This window comes from Caulobacter sp. AP07, from assembly GCF_000281955.1.
GTDB lineage: Bacteria > Pseudomonadota > Alphaproteobacteria > Caulobacterales > Caulobacteraceae > Caulobacter.
The window spans coordinates 1-5,499 of sequence record NZ_AKKF01000053.1; the positions used below are offsets into that span (position 1 = coordinate 1).

Genomic DNA, 5,499 nt, shown 5'->3' on the forward strand with positions numbered 1-5,499 from the left:
CCCCCCAGCCTGTCGGCCGGCGAGCCCGGAACCCAGATCGCCAGGACCAGGCCGACGGCGATCGACGCCGCCAGCGAGACGGGCAGGGCCAGCAGCACGGCGGCCACGGTGCGCAACGGCGTGGTGGCGGGGCCGATGGCGGGATCGGCGCCCCCCGAGATCATGGCCGCCGTGGCGCGGATCGGTCGGGCCTTCTTGCCCTTGGGCGAGGTCCAGCGCCCGCTGGCGACGACGAACACCGTGGCGGCGACGGCCGCCAGCAGGGTTTCGATGGCCACGCCGCGATCGCCGCCCGCCCACGGGGCCAGCAGCACGGCGGCCAGCAGCAGCAGCGCCCACCCGCCGGCGACCCGTCCGCCGCGCGGCTGGGGATGGCGCTTCCAGGCCCGCCACAGCAGCCAGACGCCGACGGCGACCGCGAGGGTCGCCGTCGAAGCCAACAGGAGGGGGATCGCCGGGCTCATGCCTACCAGCTGCGCTTCAGGCCGACCTGCACCGAGCGTTCGGCGCCGAACCAGCACCAGGCGTCGGAATAGCAGGACGAGACGTAGCGCTTGTCGAACAGGTTGGTGGCGCTGGCGTTCAGCTTCCAGCCCTTCATGCCGAGGCTCATCTTCTCGAGCTCGTAGCCCAGGCTCAGGTCGACCAGGGTGTAGGCCGGGGCCTTGAAGGTGTTGGCCAGGTTGCCGTAGCTGGGGCCGACATAGCGCACGCCCAGGCCGCCGCGCAGGCCGTCCAGCGGGCCGCCGAAGTCATAGTCGGCGAAGGCCGAGGCGGTCTTCTTGGCCACCCCGACCGGGGCCAGGCCGTTGAGGTTGAAGTAGTTGACGTAGTCGGACGTGGCCAGCATGTCCTTGGTGTTCTTGATGCTGAGCACGGTGGCCGCGCCGGACAAGGCCAGACGGTCGGTCAGCTTGGCGCGCCCTTCGAACTCGACGCCGCGCGAGCGGACCTCGCCGCCCTGGATGCTCTCGTTGGTGTTGACCGGGTCGGGCGACAGCACGTTCTGACGCTTGATCTCGAAGGCGGCGACGGTGGCGAAGACCTTCTTGTCGGGCGACTCGTACTTCACGCCCGCCTCGATCTGTTCGCCGGTGATCGGCTGGAACACCCGGGTTCCATAGGCGCCCTGGGGCTCGAACGACTGCGACCAGCTGACATAGGGCGCCAGGCCGCTTTCGAAGTGGTAGAGCACGCCGACCCGGCCGCTGGTCTTGTCCTGATCGATCCTGGCGGTCGAGCCGGACGCGCCCAGATAGGTGGTGTCCTGCTTCAGCGCGTCGCGGCGCAGACCCAGCAGCACCACCAGCTTGTCCAGCTTGATCTGGTCCTGGAGGTAGAGCCCCGTCTGCTCCTGCTTGATGCGCATGTCCGACCGATAGGCCGACGCGTCGTAGAGCGGGTTGACGATGGGCTGGCCATGGACGGGCGCGAACACATCCAGGGTGGGCGCCGCGCCGAAGCCGGTCTGCACCTTGGCCATGGCGTGCTGGTAGTCCAGGCCCACAAGCACGTCGTGGGTCAGCGGGCCAGTGTCGAAGTGAGCGCTGACCTGGTTGTCGACCACGAAGCCGTCGACGCTTTCCCGCGAGGCGGCCGTGCCGCGCAGCAGGGTGCGGTTGTCGGCGGCCAGGCCGGTCGCATAGACCGACTCGTAATTGCTCTCGACACGCGAATAGCGAAGGTTCTGGTGGACGGCGAAGACGTCGTTGAACCGGTGCTCGGCCAGGTAGCCGACCGTGGCCTGGGTGCGGTTATAGGCCTCGAAGTTCGGATCGCCGTCGTAGAAGTCGGGCGAGAGGGCGCCGAGCGGGTTGCTCAGCGCCGAGCCCTGCGAGGGCGCGCCGCCGTAGCTGGCGGCCTTGGGATCGTGCTGGTAGCGGCCCAGGATCGTCACGGTGGTGGCGTCGTCCGGACGCCAGGTGAACGAGGGGGCCACCACGTAGCGCTGGTATTTTGTGGTCACGGCCTGGCCGTCGCCCTGACGCGCCAGGGCCACCAGGCGGTAGGTGTAGCGGCTGTCGCCGGCGATCGGGCCGGTGGTGTCGATCGAGCCCTCGATCAGCTTGTTGGTTCCCGCCCGGACCTCGATCTCGCCGCCGGCGACTTCCCTGGGGGTCTTGCTGACATAGTTGATCAGGCCGCCGGGGGGCGAGTTGCCGTAGAGCACCGAGGCCGGGCCCTTGAGGATCTCGATGCGGTCCACCGTCGCGGCGTCGACCTGGGCGTCGGCGTACCAGCCCGGATAGAGGTTGCTCAGGCCGTCCAGGAAGGTGGCGTTGACGTCGAAGCCGCGCAGCTTGAACTGGTCGTAGCGGGTGACCACGCCGCCGCGCGTTTCGGGCGTGACGCCGGCGGTGTAGCGCAGGGCCTGGTTCAGGGATTGCAGGCCCAACTGGTCGATCCGGTCCGAGGTGATGATCGAAACCGTGTAGGGCGTATCGACCAGGGCGGTGGCCAGCTTGCTGCCGGTCGAGCCGACGGTGTCGTGGGCGCGAGCGGTGACGACGACGCCGTCCACCGCGCTCTTGTCGTCGTCGGCCGTCACGTCCGCCGCCATGGCATACAGGGGGGCGGCGGTCGCCAGCAGGGCGAGCAGCAGGGCTTGGGGCTTCACGACGACCTCAGGTGCTAATGAGAACTATTCTTATCGCGCTGCTTAGGGCGGTGCGCGTGCAGTTGCAAGTCGTTCTCAGAAAGAAAGGTCGTACAAATGTGGCCGCCGGGGCGACCTAGCCGATCCGGCTCGACATCCCGCCGTCCACCGGCAGCACCACGCCGGTGATGAAACCCGCCTCGTCGGAGGCCAGGAACAGGGCGGCGTGGGCGGTGTCCCAGGCCGTGCCCATGACGCCGTTCAGCGGCACGCGGGCGTTGCGGGCGGCGCGGACGGTTTCGAGGTCCTGGCCCTTGGCCTCGGCGATGCCGGCCACGGCCATCGGGGTGTCCATCAGGCCGGGCGCGACGGCGTTGCAGCGCACGCCCTTGCCGGCGTTGGCCTGGGCCACGCTGGTGGTCAGGCGGTTCACGGCGGCCTTGGAGACCTCGTAGGCCAGCTGGTTGCCGCCGGCCATGCCGGCCAGGGACGAGATGTTGACGATCGCCCCGTGACCCTGGGCGCGCAGGACGGGCAGGGCGGCCTTGGTCACCCGCCACAGGCCCTTCAGATTGACGTCGAGGATCAGGTCGAAGGCGTCCTCGGTCAGGTGGTGGGCCGGGCCGTCGCCGCGGCCGCCGATCCCGACATTGTTGACCAGGATGTCCAGCCCGCCGAGCCGGGCCTGGGCGGCGTCGACGATGGCCTGGGCGGCGCTCGTGTCGCGGATGTCGGCGGCCAGGGCGAATGAGCGCCCGCCCTCGGAAGCGATCATCGCCGCCGTCTGCTCGGCCCGGTCCTGGACGCGGTCGACGCACAGCACCGCCGCGCCTTGGCGGGCGAACAGCAGGGCCATGGCCCGGCCGTTGCCCAGCGTCTCGCCCGGCGTCTGGCCGGCCCCGACGATCACCGCGCGCTTGCCCGCCAGCCGTCCGGCCATGGGTCAGGCCTTCGCGAAGTCGGGGTCGAGGGTCTGGCCGTCGTCCAACTGCACGCCGAAGCTGTTCAGCATCATGCAGACCTGGGTGTACTGGCCGGCGGTGAACACCACGTCCATGGCCTGTTTCTCGCCGAAATGGGCGAGCAGGGCGGCCCAGGTCGGGGTCGAGACGAACTGGTCGGCGTGCAGTTCGTCGGCGGCGCGGACCAGGGCCGCGTCGGCGGGACTCCAGCCGGCGTCCGGTCCGGCCTTCAGCCTGGGGATCTCGTCCGGGGTCAGGCCGCAGCGCAGGCCGATCTCGACGTGCTGCGTCCACTCATAGCCCGAGCGGCACAGCCAACCGGTGCGCAGGATGACGATTTCGCGCTCTCGGGCCGGCAGGTCGTTCTTCTTGGAGAGGATGTAGTTGCCCCAGGTCAGGAAGGCCTTCAGGGCCTTGGGGGCGTGGGCCAGGGTGCGGAAGATGTTGAGCACCCGCCCGGCCGGGATGACGCCGCCGGCCCCCAGCGGCGCGAGAACCTCGGCCTGGTCCGGGGTGAGGGCGTCCATGTTCACCGGACGGACCCGGGGCTCGTTCAACCGCATCTCTGGCCTCCCACGCGCGGTCTGGCGCCGCGCCGTCGCGCAGCATCGCCTGCCGGGCGGGGGTGGGTCAAACGATCGTTTAAGCGGCGAGGGGCGCCAGGGCCGGGGCGTCCTTGTGCCGGATCGTCACGGTCACGCCGGTGGTGGTCGTCACGGTCATGTGGCCGTCGAGCTGCTTGACCAGGGCGTCGACGATCACCGTGCCGAGGCCGCCGTGCGTGGCGGTGGCGACGGCCTCGGTCTCGGCCTTGCCGACCCCGTTGTCCGAGACGATCAGGGTCCAGCCGTCGGCCTGGCTGTCGAAGGTGACGGTGATCCCGGCGTCGTCCCTGGCGGTCGGGAAGGCGTACTTGACCGCGTTGATCACCAGTTCGGTGACGATCAGGCCGATGCTGACGGCCTTGTCCGAGCCGATCACGCCCTGGCCGGCGAGGACCGTCAGGGCGATCGGCTGGCTCTCGCCGATCATCGAGCCGGCCAGGCTGCCGCACAGCTTCGACAGGTAGGGTCCAACCTCGATCTGGTCGACGCCGCCCGAGGCGTGCAGGTGCGACTGCACCTCAGCCACCGAGATCACCCGCTGATGCGCGTCCTTCAGGTGGAAGCGGGTCTCCTCCGAGGTGACGGCCCGCGCCTTGAGCATCAGGATGCTGGCGATGATCTGCAGGCTGTTGGCGACCCGGTGTTGCATCTCCTGCAGCAGCACCTGTTTCTGGTTCAACAGGTCGCGGGTCCGGTCCAGCAGGCTTTCCTTCTCGCGCTCGATCGCCCGGCGAGCGGTGATGTCGGTGAAGGCCAGCAGGATCGTTGAATTGGAGCTGGTCGCGTAGAGCACCTTGCGGGCGTTGAGCAGCATGATCCGCTGGCCCAGACCCGGGAAGTCATGACTGACCTCGAAGCCGTTCATGGCCACGCGCTCGGGGATGATCGTCTCGAGCAGCAGGCGCAGGGCCGGGATGTCCCACTGGCCGTCGCCCAGGTCGTAGAGCAGACAGCTCATGGTCTGTTCGGGGTCGACCTTGAACGTCTCGTAGAACGAGCGGCTGGCGGCCAGCACGCGCAGGTCGGAGTCGAGCACCAGCAACGGTTCGTGGATGGTGTCGACGATCGCCTGGGCCAGCGTCTGGGCGTCTTCGATGCCGGGGATCGCGCGCGTCATGGGTGGGTTATCGTCCGATCGGGTGCGCGACGACGTTCGCGGGTGACGACGGAGAGGCGTCGCTGGTCCAGCTGTACGCCTATCCCGGACCGATGTCGTGGTCGGCGTTCTCGATCAGAGCGTCCTGCCACAGGGCCTGCCGGGCGACATAGCGCCAGGTCTCGGCCATGGACAGAAGGTCGGCGCGCAGGCTCGGCGTGTCGCACTGGCGGGCCCGCC

5 protein-coding genes are annotated in these 5,499 nt (G+C 69.4%); all 5 read right to left on the reverse strand.

What is annotated here, in order from left to right; genetic code table 11:
- The coding region (locus PMI01_RS04325; protein WP_007663543.1) for a hypothetical protein at nt 1-464 on the reverse strand (464 nt) is incomplete at its 3' end.
- Between the two features lie 2 nt (nt 465-466).
- Entirely contained in the window at nt 467-2,617 is a 2,151-nt protein-coding gene (locus tag PMI01_RS04330; RefSeq protein ID WP_007663545.1) for a TonB-dependent siderophore receptor, read from the reverse strand.
- Between the two features lie 115 nt (nt 2,618-2,732).
- Nucleotides 2,733-3,536 carry an SDR family NAD(P)-dependent oxidoreductase gene (locus tag PMI01_RS04335; RefSeq protein ID WP_007663547.1) on the reverse strand — a complete coding sequence of 268 codons (804 nt, stop codon included), beginning with the start codon at nt 3,534-3,536 and terminating at the stop codon, nt 2,733-2,735.
- A 3-nt stretch (nt 3,537-3,539) separates the two neighbouring features.
- The gene (locus PMI01_RS04340; protein ID WP_007663550.1) at nt 3,540-4,121 is read right to left on the reverse strand and encodes a carboxymuconolactone decarboxylase family protein; all 582 of its coding nucleotides are present in this window, start codon (nt 4,119-4,121) and stop codon (nt 3,540-3,542) included.
- Between the two features lie 79 nt (nt 4,122-4,200).
- Nucleotides 4,201-5,280, reverse strand: a complete 1,080-nt coding sequence (locus PMI01_RS04345) for a sensor histidine kinase (protein WP_007663553.1) — start codon at nt 5,278-5,280, stop codon at nt 4,201-4,203.
- Between the last annotated feature and the right edge of the window lie 219 nt (nt 5,281-5,499).